This window comes from Lacticaseibacillus jixiensis (assembly GCF_042847315.1).
Taxonomy (GTDB): domain Bacteria; phylum Bacillota; class Bacilli; order Lactobacillales; family Lactobacillaceae; genus Lacticaseibacillus; species Lacticaseibacillus jixiensis.
Map to the genome: position 1 here is coordinate 1 of NZ_BAAFPR010000035.1, position 20,481 is coordinate 20,481.

Below are 20,481 nucleotides of genomic sequence, written 5' to 3' on the forward strand. Positions count from 1 at the left end.
GCAAGGGTAAGCGAAGGCCAAGCTTGCAGAACTCCGCACCCCGCAACGGGTCGTCTGGAAGCGCGAGTGGTTCGCGCTTTGACCCGCTCGTCCAGAGCGACAGCGCGCTGTTCGCTGTGAAGCCTAGGCTTAACCGCCAGGCAAATAAAGGACGTACTACAGATATCCACCCAGCAGGCAACTGTTGGGTACTTAAACCACGCTGCGCTGCTTTGCACAGCGCGACGAAAATCAATAACGGAGCCAATGATGGCTCGACCATACACGATGACGACTGTCGATCGTGTATTTGTCATGTCCTGGTGATGATCGATAGCTCACTGCCAGCGGATATGATACACTGCCATAGGAGGTGTGGCGGCATGCAGTTAGTAGGCAAGCGGATCGTGATTCGTGATTTCACGTTAGCTGACGTTGATGAATACTGGCAGTATGCCACCGACCCGCAAGTCGCTGGTCCGGCTGGGATGCGGGTGCCGCAAACCAGACGGCAAGCGGCGGTGGTGGTGCGCCGCTTTATCACCACGCACAGCGATTTTGCCATTACCTTAGACGACACGGTGATCGGCAATATTGGCGCTTATCCGCGCACCGGCGATCCAGACAGCCCTGATGTGTGGACGCGCGAAATCGGCTATGCTTTGGCCAGGCCGCTGTGGGGTCAGGGGTACATGACAGAAGCACTTGAATTATTGAGTGATTTTTTGTTTCGATCTGGTATGACGGCTTTGTGGGCAGGAGTGTTTCCTGAGAATCAGCGCTCCATTGTCTTACTTGAGCGGGCGGGCTTTGAATATCAATTCACAGTGCCGCTGCCGCTTGGTTTGACGCAAGGCCAGCCCCGGGCTGAGGCTTATTACAGACGCTTAGCAGGTGCATGAAACTTCACTTTTTTTATCATTACATGCCGCAAATTAATTTTTTCATTTCAATTTCAAAAGAACTTGCGTGGCGTAAGCGACTTAATGCTATAATGAAACTAACATCACAGGTGGAGGTTTCAAAATGAGTTCGCAGACAGAGTATGATCAGGTGTACGCTAAGCGCTTGGCCGCAATCGAAAAAGATCCACAATTTACCATCCTCTCTAGCATGAATCAGCCGCAGCCGGAAGGCGAAACTAAGGCCACGCAGTACATCGTTTATACTGACTTTAAGCCTGACCGCCAGAAAAACAGCTTCACGGTTTCCGTGTATACGCCGTTTGAGAATGTCGACAAATACGGTCATTCCAAGGCTGAATATCAATCACAATTGCTGTTTGACTTCAATCGCTGGACCAACAAGATGCACATCACGGTGTTAGAGACGTTAGGTTCCGAAAGCCGGTTGGCATTTTTTGATTTCCAGAACATGGGGCTGGCGCAGCTGGCGCTTAAAGCTTTCTTGAATTTGGCACGCAAAGCCGACGTGGTCACGGTTGATGGCAACATCAGCTCATTTGATAAAGAGAACTATGCTAAGCTCAAACATATTTTTGAGAAGTTTCAATTTGATTTTCATGTGACAGATGAGGCAGCCGGGATCGGCAAGATCACCTTGTCCTTAGCAGACTAAAGTAAGCGGGCAATCCCTTGGGGTTGCCCGCTTTTGCATTTTGTGATGAATTGTTCATGCTACAGATAAATTGTGAAAACATAACAGAAAATGCCCAATATGGCTACTTGCACATAAAAATTCACTATTGCAATGTAACAGATATGTGGTAATCTTTAACACAGACAAACGAACAAAGGAGATTTATTCATGACAGAAGAGCAACGCTATGGCGCCGACTTGATCGTCGACAGCCTCGCCAACCATCAAGTGGACTATGTGTTTGGGATCCCTGGGGCCAAAATCGATCGCGTGTTTGAGAAATTGGAACATCCCACTAACCCCAACGCTCCGGAATTGGTGGTCGTGCGCCACGAACAGAATGCGGCCTTTATGGCAGCAGGGATCGGACGCTTGACTGGCAAGCCTGGCGTTGTGATCACGACTTCTGGCCCTGGGGCGTCGAACTTGGCTACCGGCTTGGTTACGGCCAATGCTGAAGGCGATCCGGTATTGGCAATTTCTGGGCAAGTCAAGCGTGCCGACTTGCAGCGCGCATCGCATCAAAGCATGCGCAACGCAGATCTGTTTGCACCGATCACGAAATATTCTGCCGAAGTGCAAGACCCTGACAATATTTCCGAGATGTTGGCCAATGCTTATCAAGCTGCCGAATCCGGCAAACAAGGGGCCAGCTTCGTGTCGGTACCCCAAGACGTGACGGATGCGCCGGTGAACTCCGCACCGATCCGACCAATGAAAGCCCCTAAGCTTGGCCCGGCCAGTCCAGAAGATATGACTTATTTGGCTCGACAGATCAAAGAAGCTGAACTGCCGGTGCTGCTATTGGGCATGCGCGCCAGCTCCCCGGAAGTGACCAAGAGTATCCGCGATTTGTTGGCGGTCACGGAACTGCCAGTGGTTGAAACTTTCCAAGGTGCCGGGATCATCTCCCATGCCCAAGAAGCCAACTTCTTTGGCCGGGTCGGTTTGTTCCGGAATCAACCAGGCGATCAACTGTTGCAAGATGCCGATTTGGTGATCACCATCGGCTATGATCCAGTGGAATACGAACCGCGCAACTGGAACAAAGACGGCAAAGCCCGTATCGTGGTGATCGATTCGGCGCCTGCTGAAATCGACCACAACTTCCAACCAGAAACAGAATTAGTCGGCGACATTTCTCAAACGTTAGACATTCTGACGCCGTTGGTCCGCGGCTACCAAGTGGCACCTGGTACCAAGTCGGTGCTTCAAGGGCTGCAAGAAAAGCTGCATGATCGCGATGTACCGCCGGCCATTGAGACGCAAACTTATAGTCACCCGTTGTCGATCATTGCCGAATTGCAGAAACGGGTTGATGATCATATGACCGTCGCCGTTGATGTCGGCAGTTTCTACATTTGGATGGCGCGGCATTTCCGCAGCTACGAACCACGCCGCCTGCTGTTTTCTAACGGGATGCAGACTTTAGGGGTGGCTTTGCCTTGGGCCATTGCAGCCAGTTTGGTCCGGCCGAATGAAAAGGCGGTATCGATTTCCGGTGATGGGGGCTTCTTGTTCTCTAGCCAAGAGCTGGAAACTGCCGTGCGCCGTCACTTGAACATTGTGCATATTATCTGGAATGATGGCCATTATGACATGGTGAAGTTCCAAGAAGAAATGAAATACGGCCAAGCCGCAGGTGTTGACTTTGGGCCGGTTGATTTTGTGAAGTATGCCGAAAGCTTTGGGGCCAAAGGTTTGCGCGTCAATAAGCCAACCGAATTAGGTAAGGTCTTAGACGAAGCCTTTGCCACAAACGGCCCAGTGGTCGTTGATATCCCAGTTGACTATTCTGATAACATCAAGCTCAGCCAAGCCATGTTGGAAGATCAACTGTACTAATCTTGACCAAAGCCGGTTTCAATAAGCGGATCGATCCGCTTGCTGAGGCCGGTTTTGTTGTGATATTTGCTGACTTCACAAAGTTTGATGGTAGATCAAGAATTATAATGTATCAGCTTATCGTGCACAATCATCGGGGGAATTCCTTGATATTACACTGTTTATGATTGTGTAATCAATCACTTGTGTAACAGATTACCATCTGTGTTGCATTTTGTTTTGAGCAAGGCGTATAATAAACCCATCGAACGAAACACGCCTTACAGGAGGGACATCATGAGTTCATTGTTATTCCAACACGGGACCTTGGCTAATCTAGTACCTGGCTTATTTGCCGGGACGCTTTCCATTGGGGAGCTGATGCGGCACGGGGACACTGGGATCGGCACGCTGGCCGGTTTAGACGGTGAATTAGTGATCTTAGACGGCGTGGTTTATCAAGTGGCTTCTTCTGGCAAGATCCGCGTGGTTCAGCCTGACGAGAAGGTGCCTTTTGCCAATGTGCATTATGCGCAGTTCCAACACGCTGAAATGGTGCACAACTTTAAGGATGCCGACATTCGCCCTGAAATCGAATCTGTGCTGAAGACGCGCAACACTTTCGCAGGTGTCCGGATGCATGGCCGCTTCAACCATGTGCAAACGCGCGTGGTCGGCGCCCAAACGGCACCATATCCTACGCTGCGCCAAACCGCTGAAGCACAGACTTTGTTTGAAGCCGACGATGTCACTGGTACAGTGGTGGGCTATTATTCTCCGCAACTGTATGCCGGCGTTTCGGCGCCTGGTTTTCACTTGCATTTCTTAAGTGATGACCACAAGTTCGGCGGGCATTTGTTGCAAATGGATGTGGCTGAAGCAGATTTAGGCTTGCAGCAGTTCTCTGACTTGCGCTTGCACTTGCCAGTTGAAGATGCCGATTTCCAGAAAGAAGATCTGGAAGGCAACAAGATCGTCGAAGATATCAAATTAGCTGAGAAGTAAATGAGAACGTCCTGAGAGCCGCTGGCCAATGCCGGCGGCTTTTTGTTATACTATTATCCGGTAAAAATAGAGGTTGCGCCGGTCATTAGTCGCAGCTGTTGAGACGTCTGCCAAGACGCAACAGCTGTCAAAAGGGGCCGGCGCCGAAAGCCGTGATTGGCACTCACGACTTGGGCCAAGCGGAAATACCGCTTGGACTGTCGCTTGGCGGTGCGCTATTTGGTCTGAACGGTTTCTTTCAGGCGCAATGGATCATCAACGCCGATAATGGAGATCGTGAGGGAATAGATCGTGAGTCAAGAACAACATACGCAGGTGCGCCGTGAGTTAAAAACGCGCCACTTGTCGATGATCGCGTTAGGCGGTTCAATCGGTACCGGATTATTTGTCGCCAGCGGTGGCGCAATCGCGACGGCTGGGCCAGGCGGGGCGATCCTCGCTTATTTGGCCATTGGGGTGATGGTATTTTTCCTAATGACCAGCCTTGGGGAAATGGCGACTTATATCCCGGTGTCTGGCAGTTTCTCTGAATACGCCAGCCGCTTCGTCGACCCGGCGGTGGGTTTTGCTTTAGGGTGGAATTATTGGTTCAACTGGGCGATCACTGTGGCCGTGGACATTGCCACGACTGCGATTGTGATGCATTTCTGGCTGCCTGGAGTGCCAGGGTGGATTTTCAGTTTAAGTTTCTTGTTGTTGATTTTTGTGATCAACATTATTTCTGTCAAAAGCTTTGGCGAAACCGAGTACTGGTTGTCACTGATCAAGGTGATTACTGTGCTGGTATTCTTGGCGGTAGGGATCATGACGATTGTGGGGATCCTTGGCGGTTCAAAAATCGGCTTTCACAACTACACGATCAAAGCGGCGCCTTTTGTTGGCGGCTGGCCGGCGACATTGTCGGTGTTTGTGGTGGCTGGCTTCTCGTTTCAAGGCACGGAGTTGATCGGCATCACTGCCGGCGAGTCCGAAACGCCGGAAACCAGTATTCCCAAGGCAATCAAGCAGGTGTTCTGGCGAATCTTGTTGTTTTATATCTTAGCCATTGCGGTGATTGCGGCGATCATTCCTTACACGTCGCCGAATTTGCTTGGCGCCAGCGCCAGTGATGTGGCGATTTCGCCGTTTACCTTGGTGTTTAAGCGCATTGGCTTGGCTGGGGCGGCTTCGGTGATGAACGCGGTGATCTTAACGTCGGTGTTGTCCAGTGCCAATTCGGGGATGTATGCATCCACACGCATGTTGTGGGCAATGGGCAATTCCGGCTTTGCCCCGCGAATCTTTGGCAAAACCAACAGCCGCGGCGTGCCGCTGCCGGCTTTGTTGGTGACCACGGCGGTAGGGGCGTTGACGTTCTTATCCAGCATCATGGGGCCTAGTGTGTATCAGCTGTTGGTGGCAGCTAGCGGCTTGACCGGCTTCTTGGCATGGTTGGGGATCGCGGTGTCACATTACCGCTTCCGGCGCGCGTTCATGTTGCAAGGTCATGATCTGTCAGAATTGGCTTATCACGCCAAATGGTTCCCGATCGGGCCGATCTTGGCAATTCTGATGAGTTTGGTGGTGATCTTGGGCCAAGACTTGCAGTCGGTGAAACACTTTGAAATCGGCCGTTTGTTGGTATCTTACATGTCGATCCCATTGTTTATCGTGTTGTTGGTGTGGTATAAGGTCAAACACAAGACGCATTTGATCCCGCTTGCGGAAGTGGACTTGACCCCGCATCGCGAACATCGCAAGTAACCAAAGCGCAGCGGCGCTCGACGAAGATCCCGGAGCGTTGAGGCTTCGGCGCGCGGGGCAAGCGTCGGCGCAGGCGGTGCGGCCGGCTGCAAACGCGCAACTAGCTCCGCTGCGCTCCACGTCGCTGCGTGTTTTCCGCCTAACTTTTGAGCTTTGCACTCGCTGCGCTCGCCTTGCAAATCTCAAAAGTTGCCGCGTGTGGCATCTAGTAAGCCTCGCCAAGTGCACGAGTCTTACTAGATGCCACACGGTTCACGGCCTGACCGACGCTTGCCCCGCGCGCCTGCGCCTCACCGCTCCTTTGTTATTGGCATCAGGATAGGAAAATTCAGCGCACAGGGTGTGAAATCCTAATTTAAGCGGCAAGTTTTCGATGTTTAAATCGGGGGCTTGCCGCTTTTGTGTTGGTAAAGCTGAATTTTGGGTGCAAGAGATGCGGTATTTTGTGAATGCAGGAGATTTTTCGATATTTCCGTTGTTTATGGGGCGTTGAGGTCAGTGGTCAAATCGCGGCAAGCGCGGGCTGATTGTGAAATGGTGCATTTTTTCTAAGGCGGGATGATGGTGGCAGGGGCCTTTGTTGACAACGCTTTCTTTTACCGCTACAATTTGGTCAGAAGATCTTGTTGGGGGCTTGAGCATGCGGATGACACCAGAAGTAAAAGTATTCTTATATCTGGTCACAATGGACGATGCGATGACCGTTGTTGACTCAACGCAGTGGCAAGAACGCTACCACTTGCAGCCACAAAGATTATTGAACAAGCTGATCAACCACCATTATTTGACACAGGTGGTGGCCGGATATGAATTGACCGCTAAAGGGCGCGAGGCGTTGGCGGATATTTCAGACTGGTTATGGATCCATCAGTACTATTTGCCTGGGGTGGTGGATTTCACCACGGCCAAGCACAAGGCGGCACACAGCACATTGCGAGGCTACAAGCTCGTTGTGGCCTTGCTGCAAGATACGTATGCCAATGCTGTGGCGGCATCGGATAACGATTATTGCGCCTTGTTGCTGCGTCAGCAGTTGAAGCTGGAGTTTAGCACGCATCATGACGATCCCGCGTTACATACGTTGATGCAGCTGATTTACCGGGAGTTGGATGTCAGCGCGGAAGTGTCATTGGAGAATTTTAATTATGAGACGTCTTGGCTGAAGATCACCAACTTCGAGAAACAATTGCTGACAGAGCTGCTGGCGCGCATGGCTTTGACCGTTGACGATTTTGAAATGGCGTTTGCCCAATGGCTGCAAACAGTGCCGTCGCAGGCGCGTTTCTTCACCAACTTTGAGGTGATGACCATTGTCATGTATGAGCTGGGCAATGATCAAGCCCGGTTGAATGAAGTTTATCAAGCTGCGGCAATGCGGCGGTTGAATCAAGAGGCGGCCACGAGTTTGCCGCCGAGTTCCGCCCAAGGATTTGGTTAGAGTTTCCTCATTTTTACATCATTCACGCTTTAATTGTTTTTAGCAGCGTATTGGCAAGGCTTTGCCTGACGATCTGATCAAGATCGCGGGGCAAAGCCTTTTTTCATGCTTTGATCAAGGAGTTAGTCGGCAGCCGACGCGTCATGTTAACTGCCATCAAATGTGAACGAGTCCTCGCGAAACGACAGGTACGAAAAGTTGACAGAAGCGCTAGGCTTAAAAAATCAGTTTTCGATAAACCTTGTTATATCAGGCTTTGAACGGTTATTTTTAAAAATCTCCAAAAAACTTTTGCCAAACCTCTTGACTATTTATGAAATTATAGTAAATTAAAAGACATGATTTCTAACCAAAAGCTAATCTGGTTTTAATCATAGAGAGGAGGTGAATCAATGCAAATGAAACAGTCAAGTAAGCCGCAGCAAAGTGTCGTCGCAGAGCTTAGCGGTGCAGAACTGTTGATCAACACGTTAGTCGAGCAAGGCGTCAATGTTGTCTTCGGATATCCCGGTGGCGCGATCTTACCAGAATATGATGTGATGTATCAAAAACACTTCAATAATATCCTGGTGCGACACGAACAAGGAGCCGCCCATGCGGCAGAAGGCTTCGCCAAGTCGACGAATAAAACCGGCGTCGTGTTTGTCACCAGCGGACCAGGGGCCACCAATGCCATTACTGGGATCGCCGATGGCATGCGCGACTCGGTGCCGATGGTAATTTTCACCGGCCAAGTCGGGACTAGAATGATCGGCACTGATGCGTTCCAAGAGGTCGATATCTTAAACCTCACGCATTCGGTGACGAAAGCGGGTTTTCAAGCCCGCAGCATTGAAGAAGTGCCACGGATCGTCAAAGAGGCGTTTGCCATCGCGACATCCGGGCGCAAAGGACCGGTGGTGGTCGATTTGCCCAAGGACATCATGTCCGGCAAGATCCCAGCAACTCAAGTACCAGATCTTGCCCCACGTGATGTCCCGGCCCAAGGCTTATCAGAAACTGCTGCTAACACCCTTGATCAACTGCGACAAGCCTTAGCCCAAGCGCAAAAACCTGTGCTCATTGCCGGCGGCGGCGTCGTTTCGGCCCAAGCTGCCGAAGAGTTCCGGGCTTTGGCCCATCGCCAAGGCATTCCAGTCATTGCCTCATTACTTGGATTAGGCGTTATGCCAAATACCGATCCGCTTTTTATGGGCATGGCCGGCATGCATGGCAGCTTCGCCGCGAACATGGCTTTGCACAACTGTGATTTGTTGATCAGTGTCGGTTGCCGCTTCGAGGATCGCTTTGCACCAAACACCAAGCGCTTCGCCCCGCATGCGCAAATCGCGCATATCGACATCGATGCCAAAGAAATCGGCAAGATCATCAAAACGACTTTCGGCATTCATGCCGACGCTAAAGCCGCTTTAAAGCAATTGCTCAAAGCAGACTCGACCAGTGCGACACACGCCGCATGGGTCGAAGAATGCCGCGATCGCAGGCGGGCACATCCTTACCACTATAGTCATGAAGATGGCGTGATCAAGCCGCAACAGCTGATCGAAACGGTGGGCGCATTGACTGAAGGCAAAGCCTACGTCGTCACCGACGTCGGGCAGCACCAAATGTGGGCGGCGCAATATTATCCGTACACATTCCCTGGCCAACTGGTTACCAGTGGCGGCCTTGGCACCATGGGTTTTGGTATTCCTGCCGCAATCGGCACGCAATTTGCGCATCCGGATCAAACGATCATCCTTTTTACCGGGGATGGGAGCTTGCAGATGACCAGCGAAGAGCTTGATGTGCTGGCTGCATATGGCTTGAATATCAAAGTCATCTTGTTAAACAATGGGACGCTGGGGATGGTGCGCCAATGGCAAGACTTGTTCTATGATGAACGGCGCTCACAAACCGTTTTCCATGAACAACCGGATTTCCAGAAGCTGGCGCAAGCCTATGGCATCGAGGATTATCGCCTTGATCCCCATGGGGACTGGAAAGCCGCCTTGACTGCGGCCCTTGCCTCAAGGCACTCGGCTTTGATCGAAGTGCCGATCCCGAAACTCGAAGCGGTGCATCCCATGATCGCGCCTGGTCAATCCAATGACCACATGATGGGTATTTAGGATCTTCATTGCAAGCGTGATGGAAACACAAGACGATTCATCTAATTTGTTGCTCGACTCTCAATACACCTAACACATACAATTACTGGAGGTAATTACATATGGCTGAAGTACACATGTTATACGAAAAGGACGTTACCACGAACTATCTGCAAGGCAAGAAGTTTGCCTTTATCGGCTACGGGGCGCAAGGTCACTCCCAAGCCAACAACTTGCGCGATTCAGGCTTTGATGTCATCATCGGTGCCCGTCCTGGTAAGTCATGGGACGCTGCGGTTCGCGACGGCTTTGAAGTTTACACCGTTGCTGAAGCAGCCAAGCAAGCTGATGTGATCGAAATGCTGACCACTGATGAAGCAATGTCTGAAGTTTACAAGGAATCCGTTGCGGATAACTTGGAAGCAGGCAACATCTTGAGCTTCTCGCATGGCTTCAACGTGTACTACGGCGAAATCGTACCGCCTGCAGACGTTGACGTCATCATCATGGCCCCTAAAGGCCCAGGTAACCTGTGCCGTCGTACTTATAAGGAAGGCTTCGGTGTTCCGGCATTGTATGGTGTATGGCAAGATTACTCAGGCCATGCCGAAGACGAAGCCAAAGAATTTGCCAAGGGCAACGGTGCTGCCCGCGCCGGCTTGTTGAAGACCACTTTCAAAGAAGAAACTGATGAAGATCTCTTCGGCGAACAGAACGTCTTAATGGGCGGCTTGACTTCTTTGATCGAAACCGGCTATGAAGTCTTGACTGAAGCCGGCTACAGCCCACAGCTTGCTTACTTTGAAGTCCAACATGAAATGAAGCTGATCGCTGATTTGATCTACGAAGGCGGCTTCAACAAGATGTATGCTGACTGCTCCAACACTTCTGAATACGGTGCTTACATCGTCGGTCCTAAGGTTATCGGCCCAGAATCCAAGAAGGCTATGCAAGATGCCCTTAAAGACATCCAAGATGGCACTTTTGCCAAGCGCTTCATGGCAGATTACCGGGCCGGCTTCCCAGAACTCAAGCAGCTGCGTGAACGCTCCGCTAACTCCTTGCTTTCTCGCGTTGGTGCCGAATTACGTGCGGCAATGCCATTCGTTACCGAAGCTGACAAGTACTCCACACCAGAAGCTTAATGTGATGAGCCGCAGTTCTCTGCGGCTCTTTGCTTATCGCGGGGTCTCAATGCAAATTGAGGCTTCGCCTTGAGCAGCTGAACTTCAGCTGTTCAAGGCGGCGCATTCCGCCGACAACTCATGATCATTGAAAGGATGGTGGCGATATTGGCTGTCAAAGAACAATTGACCCAAGCAGATGTAGAACAAGCAAGCGAGGTGTTGGCGCCAATTATTGCCCACACCCCACTGCAATATGACCCTTATTTATCGCAGAAATATCATGCCAAAGTATATTTGAAGCGTGAAGACTTGCAAGCGGTGCGCTCGTTTAAGATCCGCGGCGCGTATTATGCAATTTCTCAAACCACGCAAGAACAGCGCCAACGCGGCGTGGTGTGTGCCAGTGCCGGCAACCACGCGCAAGGCGTGGCTTGGACCAGCCATCACATGGGGATCCACGCCACGATTTTTATGCCAGTGACCACGCCTAAGCAAAAGTGCGATCAAGTGCGCTTCTTCGGCGGCGACAACGTGACCATCAAAATGATTGGCGACACCTTCGACGCCTGTGCGCAAGCGGCCAACGCCTTTTGCACGGAGCATCAGCAGACGTTCATTGCGCCGTTTGATGATTTCAACACGATGGCTGGGCAAGGCACCATTGCCACAGAGATCTTCCAAGACGCCAAAGCTGGCGGCTTTGCTGTGGATTATTTATGCGTGGCCATTGGCGGCGGCGGCTTGGTGTCTGGGGTGGCGACTTATACCAAAGGCGTGTCGCCGCAAACCAACGTGGTCGGCGTGGAACCTGCCACTGCCGCGTCGATGGCGGCAGCTTTTGATGCAGGGCATCCGGTGACTGTCGAAGGCATGGATACTTTCGTGGATGGCTGTGCCGTAGCCACTGCCGGCAGCAAAACTTATCAAGTGGCGCGCCAACACGTTGACATCATGACCCAAGTACCAGAAGGCGCCGTGGCGCAAACCATCTTGGATCTATACACCAAAGAAGCGATCGTCGCTGAACCGGCTGGGGCCATGAGTGTGACCGCCTTGGCCAATTTGAAAGACGAAATCGTTGACAAAACGGTGGTTTGCATCATTTCCGGTGGTAACAACGACATCAACCGCATGCAAGAAATTGAAGAACGCGCCTTGATCTATGGCGGCTTGCAGCATTATTTCATCTTCAACTTCCCGCAGCGGCCAGGTGCTTTGCGTGAATTCGTCAGCCAAGTCTTAGGCCCAGATGATGACATCACAAAGTTCGAATATACCAAGAAAGTCAACCGCGGCCATGGTCCGGTATTGATCGGGATCTTGCTTGGCGACAAGAATACATATCCGCAACTGGTTGAACGCATGGCCAAGTTCGATCCGAAATACATTAATCTCGTCGATAATCCAATGCTTTATGGCATGTTAGTTTAGGAGGACATTATGGCGCAACCGATCTTAGCGTTTCGCGATGTTTCGCTGGAACGCACCACCAAAACCATCCTCAAACATATTGAATGGTCGATCAAGCCAGGTGAAAACTGGGCGATCTTAGGCTTAAATGGGGCCGGCAAAACCACCATGCTCAAAATGATCCATGGCGACCTTTGGCCAACCAGCGGGCAATTAGAAGTGTTAGGCGGGGTGTTTGGCCACACCTCGATTCCGGAACTCACCAAGCGCATCGGCTGGGTGTCAACGGCTTTGCAAGACTGGCTGCATGGCGGCGATTTGGTGGAGAAAATCGTGCTGTCAGGCAAATTTGCCAGCATCGGCTTGTACGAGCGCTACACCCAAGCCGAACTTGATCAAGCCAAGGCGATCCTGGTGGAAATGGGTGGCGGCAAGCTGATCGGCAAGCCTTATGCTGTGTTGTCACAAGGCGAGCGGCAAGTGGTGATGATCGCGCGGGCCTTAATGGCCAAGCCGGAATTGTTGATCTTAGATGAACCATGCAACGGCTTGGACTTGTTTGCCCGTGAAGGCTTGTTGCAGCGTGTGGCTAATATCGCCAATATGGATAACGCGCCGGCTTTGTTGTTTGTGTCGCATTACACGGAAGAATTGATGCCGTGTTTCACGCATGTGATGCTGCTTAAAGATGGCGAAGTCTTTGCCCAAGGCGCGCGCGAGGATTTGCTGAATGCTGATAAGTTGAGTGAATTCTACGCCAAGCCGATCCAAACCGCGCAGATCGGGACCGATCGCATCGCGGTGTATCCGGCATAGTAAACCAGAGCGGAGCGGCCCGAATTTAGCGATGTGTATAAGATGGCCTGAGCTAATGGCGGTCTTTGCCATAAGCTCGGGACAGCTTATACGCGATCGCGTTGCGCCATGCAGCTCGACGAAGGCCACAACATATCCAGCGAGGACCTGGTAAAGGTCCGGATCGGTGAGGCTTCGGCATGTGGCGGCAACAAGCCGGCGCAGGCGGTGCGGCCGGTTCCAACTGCGCTGAGAAGCGCGCGTTTTCCACCTAAATGCCAAGCCCCGCATCGCTGCGCTCAGCGCGGGTCTTGGCATTTGCCGCGATCAGCACAGCGAGCCAAGCAAAGTGCACTTGTCTCACTTTGCTGATCGTTTCACGGCCTGACCGGCTTGTTGCCGCCACATACCTACGCCTCACCGCTCCTACGTGATTCGTATCAGCTGCTTGTTTAAATCGATGCTACGAATCCATGATTCAGCAAGGATATCGTGTCGAATTGCTTTGGCGTGTTGGACGATGAATCAGAGTGAGGCTAAGGATTTTAGCGATGTGTATCACGGATGGTGCGAAGATGTTCTTTGCCTTGGCGAGTTGTGACTGATACACAAGCGAGTTGCTTAATAACCAAGTAGACTGATAGTTAGAGATGGCGTGACAAGTAGGGCCGTCCTCAAATAACCGCAACCAACACGACCAAAAGCCGGCCAGTGTACCTCGTATCACGAGGCGCATTGGCCGGCTTTTTGGTTATGCTTGTTCTAGTTTGATCAGTTTATGTTGATGCAAGCGATCGATCGCGGCAAACAGCTTGCGATAGTCTGCTTCAATGGCGTCAAGCGACCAGATAAAATACTGTTTGGGGTGGGTTTTGGCGAAGGCTTGGGTTTGCGGGGTGATCAAACTGTCGGCTTCGGCGATCACCAAGTCGCATTGATTTAGCGTTTGGGCGTTGTGCAAATGGACAAATTGCAGATTCGTCAAGAACGTCGTCAAGCGCTGATTCATCGTGTCATTGGGCTCAACCAACACACAGATCTCAACGGCGGCAGGCGAGGTGGCCAAGCGCTGCAAAGGGGCGACTAAATATGTGACCATTTTTGCAAATGCTTCGGCGGCGGTGTTCAGCGCAGGCACCCCTAAAGTTGAAATCACGGCTAATAACTCGCGATGCAAGTGCGGGGTGACAAAGCGCTGATGCGGCGGCTGATTGAAGTCGCAGGCTTTGAGATAATCGCCGCCGTAGCGCATGAAACAAGCGATGACGCGCAAGAGGTTGCATGCGGTGGGGGAATCAATGGTATAATTTGCAGCCAGCATTTGGCACAAGCGCACATTGGCGCGGGCTGCTTGAGGAAACCACGCTTCAAGATCGGCTTGGATGGCTGATTGATCGCTGCGTGAGAAATTCAAATTGGTGTGATGCAAGAAGGTCATGCCGGCATTTTCTGTGGCAAGGTCAACGGCGGTGACATGGGGGAACGCATCGGCAGTGAAATAATCATAAGCGCCTGGCAGTGCAAGCGGCGCTAAGGTGTGGCCGGCTGCCAAGCGCAGGCGCGCGACAGCCAGTTGATAATAGCCGAATTCGTTCAACAAGCCAGCCGGGTTGGGCCGCACTTGGCATTGCGCGGCGATCGTGGCGCGATCAACGGCGCCAAACGGCCATCGTACGCCGCGGGTGGCACGCCAATAGATCTCGGCAATGGCGCGGCGGACCAGCGCTTCGTCGCCTTCGATGACGGCTTTGGCGTTGTTTAAGCGGATGCGATAGCGGCGCAGGAGTTTGCGTAAAAGGTTGGTTTTGCGGGTGAGTGTCGAGCGGCTGATAAAGTGTTTGGCGCAGAATTGATCGAGATTTGGGGTATGGCCTTGGACCAGCATGTCAAAATATTGCCAAGCCAGCGATGCTTGCAGCAGAAAGAAGCGATAATGATCCAAAGACGGGCGCTTGGCGGCATCTGCCAATAGTTTGGTGCGGGCTTGTTCTGGGCTTAGCGAATATTGCACGGTTAAGTCATCGACCAGCGCTTGAAACAAGTTGTAGGTGCGCTGATAGGTTTGGCCCATCGCTTGGGCCAAGTCGGCAATGGTGTCGGCTTGTGGGGTCCGCAGCAAAGTCTTGAGCAATTCAAGTTTGGCCATGGCCAGATTATCCAGAAACATCGCCTCAAATTCCACACCGCACCCCTCCTCTTCTACACTATTATATCAAAATATATAAGATTTTCTATAGGTTTTTCGCTGCCACGCAAAAAGTGGGAACCGTTTCCGGTTCCCGTAATTGGTATAGCTGTTATTGCGCCGCTTGTTGGTGGGCTTGGTCTAATTCTTGCAAGCGCTGGTCGATCAAGGCTAAGACTTGTTGTTGATCAAGTTCATTATCAACAAAATCTAACTCGTCCCCATTGATTTGCATCTTGGGACTTTCGTTGTAGTTGTCATACCATGTGTCATAACGCTTGTTGAGTTCTTTGTAATAGTCATATAAAGTCGGGTCGGCATCGATTTGTTCATAAGGCCGGCCGCGGCGCTTGATGCGCTCCAGCATCGTTTCAAAGGACACGCGGATGTGCACCAACAAGTCTGGGCGCTTCTTGTGGGCGGCATAAGGCAATTCTTCCATCATATTGGCCAACAAGTCGTCGTAGACTTTGACTTCGGTGTTGGTGACGCGGCCTAAGTCGGCGTTGAGGTGAAACAACAAGCTGTCTTCAAAAATCGAGCGGTCCAAGACGTTGTTGTCGTCACGATAAGCTTGCTTGATGGCGGCAAAGCGCGTGTTCAAGAAGTAGATCTGCAGCAAGAAGGCGTACTTCTTGGGGTCTTTATAGAATAATGGTAAGACTTCGTTGTCATCCACTGATTCATAGAAGGCTTGCGTGCCTAAGTGGTCTGCCAACATCTGAGTGAGGCTGGTCTTACCGGCCCCGATAGTTCCTGCTAATACGATCAATGTCATCATGCTCCCTCGACTTTTTATCCGGCTGAAATTAACGCGACTTCCATCATACGGGTTGGCTAATGCTTTTGCAAGTGTGATTGTTGGCCTTGAATCACAGCACAAAATGTATAAAGTTATCACATTATCATGACGAAATCAGATTTCGTAAATCTTAATTTGAAAATTGTTATCCATTACGGTTATAATTATACCGAATAATCGTAGAAGAATAACTGGGGGAATCGTAATATGCGAGGTCGGGAAGATATATTCCTGTCGATGTCCGAATCTGAGAAAATGAGTCTGTTTCGGCGCATCGTGAACGCCCGCGTCGCTCAAACACCGGTGGAAGACCGGTTGGAGCTGGAACGCAGTGGGAAACCGCTGGTCAAAGATGTGAATCTCAAACAGATCGCTTCGTTGACCGGACGAAATTATGGAAGCGTTTATAACACTTACAATGGATTGGTCGAAGCCCTTGAGCAAATGACCCACCATAAGGATGCCACGACCAAACGGCTTTTTAATGAACCTTCTTCCAAGGTCCGCTTGTATTTTGTGCAGCAAGGCCAGCCTTATAAGTTCTTGGAAGCCATGTTGTATCATAAGTACGTCAATTTCGAAGCGTTCTTGAAACATGAAGACACCAGCAAGGCCACCATGTTGCGCCACCTCAAGCCGGTGCGTGATTTTGCCCGGAAATTCGGGGTGCGCTTCTCTTATGAGACGCTGAGTTTGCAAGGTGACGAAAAGCGCATCCGGGTCTTTCTGACGATCATCTTCTGGATGGCTACTGATGGTGCCGGTTGGCCGTTTGATGAAGCAGACCGCACGCGCAAAGGCCAAGAAATCGACGCGATCATCAAGATGTTTGACATGGGCGTGCCGAATTTAGTCACCCGCGAAATTGCCATGTATTATTGGGCGGTGGCAGAACAACGCGCCAAAGACGGTTACACCGTTGCGTTAAACACCAGCCATTACGCCTTGAAATATCCGGTGCCAAACGTGTTTGAAGAACTGAAGGAACAACTTGACCCAACCCCGGTGTTTGTTCCAATGAGTATCAGCGAACAAATGGGGGAATCTGCCTCGCTGTTCTTCTTGTTCAACTTCTTGCCGTTTTATGTGACAACTGGAACTGATATTTCTTCGACTGTGGTCAAGCGCTTTGAACGCTATAACCCAGAGATCTATACCTTAGTCACAGAGTTTCTGGCCAAGCTGCCGGTGGATTTCTTAAGTGATGGCCAATTGCCGCAAGCCACAGTCAACATGTTGTTGGCTAATTTGTTGGCAGTCACCATTTCGATCTTGGAATTTGGTGAAGACTTAACTGAAGTGATCGCTTATGAAGTCAACGAGAAACTGCATCAAATGCCGGACAACTCCGGCTTGCGCAAGAAGGTCCGTCAAACGCTGGAACACATTATTTTCAGCCATGACTTGCAAGAATTCAGTCAAGTCAGTGATGTATTGACTGACTCCTTCTATCGTAACGTCTTGCAGCTGGTGGTGCAGTTCGTGCCGCCAGTTAAAGTCAAAGTGGCGGTGGTCATTGAACAAACTTTGTTAGGCTATATCGACTTGTTGGCCTTCTTAATGAATCAGCCTTGGATCGAGCTGGTGTCGCCAACTGATTGCCCGCTTGATCAAGTGGACTTGGTGATTGAAAGCTCCACGGTGCCTGATGCCGCTGAGAAGAAAGGCCATGCTTTGACTTATAAATGGGCGTCGACCAGCTCCAATGATTGGTATGGCGAATTGTATGCCACGATCCGCCAAATCTGGGATGATAAGCTAAGTGTGGGCGGCGATGGCGATTACTGATCAACATCAACATCCTGCACATGACTTGTGTGTGGCCACGGTGCCGATTTTTAACCGGCTGCCGCATGCGCAATTAGAGCAAGTCGAAGCCTTGGTGCATCATGAACACATTCCAGCCGGCACGCCGCTTTATTTGCCTGACAGCAAAGCCGATGCGCTGTATATCTTGCATCACGGCCAAGTCAAAATCGCCCGCGTCAGTGCAGACGGGCGTGAACAATTGTTGCGGCTGTTAGGCCCTGGGGATTTTGACGGGGATGCGGCGATGTTTGCCGATCAAACCCATACCGCAGAAGCCCGTGCCACAACACCGGTGGTGGCGTGTGTCTTATATAAGCACGACTTTCAAGCGCTGCTGAAGACTTATCCTGAAGTGTCGATGGCCGTGATCCAAGCGTTAGCCAGCCGTGTCGATGAATTGGAAACCCAAACTACTTTGGCGACCACAGCCGATGTGGCAGCGCGCTTGCGGCATTATTTGCGGACCCAACTAGCCGAACAAGGCGCGCACATCACGTTGCCGATGAAGAAGAAAGACCTGGCTGATTACCTTGGCACCACGCCTGAAACGTTAAGTCGCAAATTGACGTTGTTAGAAGACGCTGGGGTGATTTTACAAGGCCGCGGCAAGGTGATCGAGATCCTTGACCCAAGTCGCCTCGACTAGTTGCAAAATGCGCCTGGATGGTTTATTCTGAATGCAACAAACACATGATGAAGCGCCTAATATAAGGGGACTCAGAGACGTGGCGGCTGGTGTGAGCCACGACCCCCTTGATTCCAGCGTGATAGTGGGCGGGGAAGACTCGCACGGTGATGGCCGTTATCCATTTCGAGTGTGGCCTGATGGCTGAACTTTGGGTGGTACCGCGGAATAAGCCTTTCGTCCCAATCGGATGGAGGGCTTTTTGTGTGCATTCATCAAACAATTGGAGGAAAAACATGCTAGATATCAAGTTATTGCGTCAGCAACCAGATTGGGCCAAAACCAAATTAGCTGCGCGCGGCGTCGATGGGGTGCAAATCGATGAAGTGTTGGCCTTAGATGCCAAGCGCCGCGAGATCATCGGCCAAACCGAAGCGCTTAAAGCCAAGCGCAACGTCGTGTCTGATGAAATCGCGCAAGCCAAGCGCAACAAAGAAGACGCCAGCGACCAAATCGCGGCGATGCGCGAAGTCGGCAAGCAAGTCGGCCAATTAGACGGCCAGCTCAAGCAAGTTGATGCGCAAATCGAACACATTCTGGTGCGTTTGCCGAACTTCCCAGCCGATGATGTGCCGATGTCGTTGAATGAAGACGATTCGCGCGAAGAATACAAGTGGGGCAACATTCGCCAATTCGACTTCACGCCTAAAGCCCATTACGAAATCGGCGAAGCCTTAGGGATCTTAGACTTTACGCGTGCAGCCAAGGTTTCTGGCGCGCGCTTTGTCTACTATAAAGGCGCCGGGGCCCGCTTGGAACGCGCCGTGTATAACTTCTTCTTGGATGAACACTATAAAGAAGGCTACACGGAAATGCTCACGCCTTATTTGGTTAACGACGACTCGATGTTTGGTACCGGGCAGTTCCCGAAGTTTACCGAAGACGTGTATTCCATCACCAATGATGATCAAGACATGACCTTGATCCCCACGGCTGAAGTGCCGTTGGTCAACTATTATCGCAACGAGATCATCCCAGCCGACGAATTGCCGGTTTCGTTCACGGCACTTTCGCCAGCCTTTCGCTCTGAAGCTGGGTCTGCTGGCCGTGATACCCGCGGCTTGATCCGGATGCATCAATTCAATAAAGTGGAAATGGTCAAATTCTGCAAGCCAGAAGATTCTTGGCAAGAACTCAAGAATTTGATCCATGACGCCGAAGATTTGTTGCGCAAGCTCAACTTGCCATATCACGTGATCACTTTAGCCAGCGGGGATGCCAGCTTCACCAGTGCCAAAACCAATGACTTGGAAGTCTGGCTGCCAGCCCAAGACCGCTATCGTGAGATCTCCAGCTGCTCCAACTGTACGGACTTTCAAGCGCGCCGTGCCGGCATCAAGTATCGCGACGAGAATGGCAAGCCGCAGTTTGTCCACACCTTGAACGGCTCTGGTTTGGCAGTGGGCCGCACAGTCGCAGCAATCTTAGAAAACTACCAAAACGCAGACGGTTCGGTCACCATTCCGGAAGTCTTAGTACCATATATGGCCGGCCAAACGGTTATCACCAAGCCATAAACTGGTTAAACAGCTATGCTTCACGATTCAGATTTTGAATCGTTGAGGCATAGCTGTTTTGCGTTATGCGCGGCACCGCCGTTTGGGAGGCAATAAATTTTTTCAGAAAATAGTTGACGCCGCTGGCCCGGCTTGATATGATATCAAAGTTGTCTTTTAGATAACACCGGCGTTTCCAACAGGTCGACGAAATAAGTTGTTGACTTCACTTGGTCAGGCTGGTATGATATAAAAGTTGTCGCGACGAGGCATTAGCCTTGTTACTGAAAAAGTTATTAAAACTTTTTCTTGACAACGATCAGATGAAAATGATATAATTGAAAAGTTGATTGTAACATTTTCAACCAGGTAGTCCTTTGAAAACTGAACAAAGTTTCGTAAATGTGATAGGGCTTTTCTTAAATGAAAAGAATTAAACATGAGCGAAGTCAATTCGCTAGTAAATCTCGGATCTAAGGTTTCGACCTTAGTGA

15 protein-coding genes and 1 riboswitch are annotated in these 20,481 nt (G+C 51.0%); of the genes, 13 read left to right on the plus strand and 2 right to left on the minus strand.

Features of this window, described 5'->3' with window-relative positions; translation table 11 throughout:
* The first annotated feature begins 362 nt into the window (after positions 1 to 362).
* From ACGG90_RS13895 to ACGG90_RS13940, 10 genes are all read left to right on the plus strand, one after another.
* Complete coding sequence (locus ACGG90_RS13895) at positions 363 to 881, plus strand: GNAT family N-acetyltransferase (protein ID WP_390410355.1); 519 nt, start codon at positions 363 to 365, stop codon at positions 879 to 881.
* Positions 882 to 1,005: 124 nt separating this feature from the next.
* Complete coding sequence (locus ACGG90_RS13900; protein WP_390410357.1) at positions 1,006 to 1,557, plus strand: hypothetical protein; 552 nt, start codon at positions 1,006 to 1,008, stop codon at positions 1,555 to 1,557.
* Between the two features lie 189 nt (positions 1,558 to 1,746).
* Positions 1,747 to 3,423: an acetolactate synthase AlsS gene (gene alsS / locus ACGG90_RS13905; protein ID WP_390410358.1), complete on the plus strand. Its 1,677-nt coding sequence runs from the start codon at positions 1,747 to 1,749 to the stop codon at positions 3,421 to 3,423.
* Positions 3,424 to 3,696: 273 nt separating this feature from the next.
* Entirely contained in the window at positions 3,697 to 4,407 is a 711-nt protein-coding gene (budA, locus tag ACGG90_RS13910; protein WP_390410376.1) for an acetolactate decarboxylase, read from the plus strand.
* 59 nt (positions 4,408 to 4,466) lie between these two features.
* Positions 4,467 to 4,633, plus strand: a riboswitch (Lysine riboswitch).
* A gap of 122 nt (positions 4,634 to 4,755) precedes the next feature.
* Positions 4,756 to 6,150, plus strand: a complete 1,395-nt coding sequence (locus tag ACGG90_RS13915) for an amino acid permease (RefSeq protein ID WP_390410378.1) — start codon at positions 4,756 to 4,758, stop codon at positions 6,148 to 6,150.
* 640 nt (positions 6,151 to 6,790) lie between these two features.
* The gene (locus tag ACGG90_RS13920; RefSeq protein WP_390410360.1) at positions 6,791 to 7,588 is read left to right on the plus strand and encodes a hypothetical protein; all 798 of its coding nucleotides are present in this window, start codon (positions 6,791 to 6,793) and stop codon (positions 7,586 to 7,588) included.
* Between the two features lie 392 nt (positions 7,589 to 7,980).
* Entirely contained in the window at positions 7,981 to 9,699 is a 1,719-nt protein-coding gene (gene ilvB, locus ACGG90_RS13925) for a biosynthetic-type acetolactate synthase large subunit (protein ID WP_390410362.1), read from the plus strand.
* Between the two features lie 101 nt (positions 9,700 to 9,800).
* The gene (gene ilvC / locus ACGG90_RS13930; RefSeq protein ID WP_390410364.1) at positions 9,801 to 10,823 is read left to right on the plus strand and encodes a ketol-acid reductoisomerase; all 1,023 of its coding nucleotides are present in this window, start codon (positions 9,801 to 9,803) and stop codon (positions 10,821 to 10,823) included.
* 135 nt (positions 10,824 to 10,958) lie between these two features.
* Positions 10,959 to 12,236: a threonine ammonia-lyase IlvA gene (gene ilvA / locus ACGG90_RS13935; RefSeq protein ID WP_390410379.1), complete on the plus strand. Its 1,278-nt coding sequence runs from the start codon at positions 10,959 to 10,961 to the stop codon at positions 12,234 to 12,236.
* Between the two features lie 9 nt (positions 12,237 to 12,245).
* Complete coding sequence (locus tag ACGG90_RS13940) at positions 12,246 to 13,031, plus strand: ABC transporter ATP-binding protein (protein WP_390410366.1); 786 nt, start codon at positions 12,246 to 12,248, stop codon at positions 13,029 to 13,031.
* A 730-nt stretch (positions 13,032 to 13,761) separates the two neighbouring features.
* Here ACGG90_RS13940 and ACGG90_RS13945 read toward each other — a convergent pair.
* Both ACGG90_RS13945 and ACGG90_RS13950 read right to left on the minus strand, forming a co-directional pair.
* The gene (locus ACGG90_RS13945) at positions 13,762 to 15,192 is read right to left on the minus strand and encodes a helix-turn-helix domain-containing protein (protein ID WP_390410367.1); all 1,431 of its coding nucleotides are present in this window, start codon (positions 15,190 to 15,192) and stop codon (positions 13,762 to 13,764) included.
* Positions 15,193 to 15,307: 115 nt separating this feature from the next.
* Complete coding sequence (locus ACGG90_RS13950) at positions 15,308 to 15,973, minus strand: deoxynucleoside kinase (RefSeq protein WP_390410369.1); 666 nt, start codon at positions 15,971 to 15,973, stop codon at positions 15,308 to 15,310.
* 231 nt (positions 15,974 to 16,204) lie between these two features.
* Here ACGG90_RS13950 and ACGG90_RS13955 point away from each other — a divergent pair, with 231 nt between their 5' ends.
* The 3 genes from ACGG90_RS13955 (at position 16,205) to serS (ending at position 20,008) form a co-directional block, all read left to right on the plus strand.
* Complete coding sequence (locus ACGG90_RS13955; RefSeq protein ID WP_390410370.1) at positions 16,205 to 17,785, plus strand: helix-turn-helix domain-containing protein; 1,581 nt, start codon at positions 16,205 to 16,207, stop codon at positions 17,783 to 17,785.
* Positions 17,772 to 18,452: a Crp/Fnr family transcriptional regulator gene (locus tag ACGG90_RS13960; RefSeq protein ID WP_390410372.1), complete on the plus strand. Its 681-nt coding sequence runs from the start codon at positions 17,772 to 17,774 to the stop codon at positions 18,450 to 18,452. The genes ACGG90_RS13955 and ACGG90_RS13960 overlap by 14 nt, the downstream gene beginning before the upstream one ends.
* A 275-nt stretch (positions 18,453 to 18,727) precedes the next feature.
* Positions 18,728 to 20,008 carry a serine--tRNA ligase gene (gene serS / locus ACGG90_RS13965; protein ID WP_390410374.1) on the plus strand — a complete coding sequence of 427 codons (1,281 nt, stop codon included), beginning with the start codon at positions 18,728 to 18,730 and terminating at the stop codon, positions 20,006 to 20,008.
* The last annotated feature ends 473 nt before the right edge of the window (positions 20,009 to 20,481 follow it).